Below are 329 nucleotides of genomic sequence, written 5' to 3'. Positions count from 1 at the left end.
TTTTACAATTAAAATTAAATCTTATTTCGAGAAGCAGAGGGACTTGGCCCAATGAAGCTTCAGCAACCGACTTTAGAAGCACGGTGCTAATACCAACGATTCGCTCGAATAATAAGTATTGTAACTTCTTACTTATTATAAATAGGTAGGAAGTTTTTTTACTAAGTAGGAGGTAAATGATGACAAATTATACGGTTGATACATTAGAATTGGGACCATTTACAACTGAATCAGGTGAAACGATCTTAAATTTAAAATTACGTTATGAACATGTTGGATATGAAGGGCAGCCACTTGTACTTGTATGCCATGCGCTGACAGGTAATCAT

Annotated in this window: 1 riboswitch. The window is 35.0% G+C overall.

What is annotated here, in order from left to right:
* Window positions 1-18 precede the first annotated feature (18 nt).
* Window positions 19-118, top strand: a riboswitch (SAM riboswitch).
* The last annotated feature ends 211 nt before the right edge of the window (window positions 119-329 follow it).

The organism is Mesorhizobium sp. M8A.F.Ca.ET.202.01.1.1 (assembly GCF_004791595.1).
Taxonomy (GTDB): Bacteria; Pseudomonadota; Alphaproteobacteria; order Rhizobiales; family Rhizobiaceae; genus Mesorhizobium.
The sequence above is the reverse complement of the archived record's forward strand: the minus strand, read 5'-3'. Positions and strand labels throughout refer to the sequence as shown.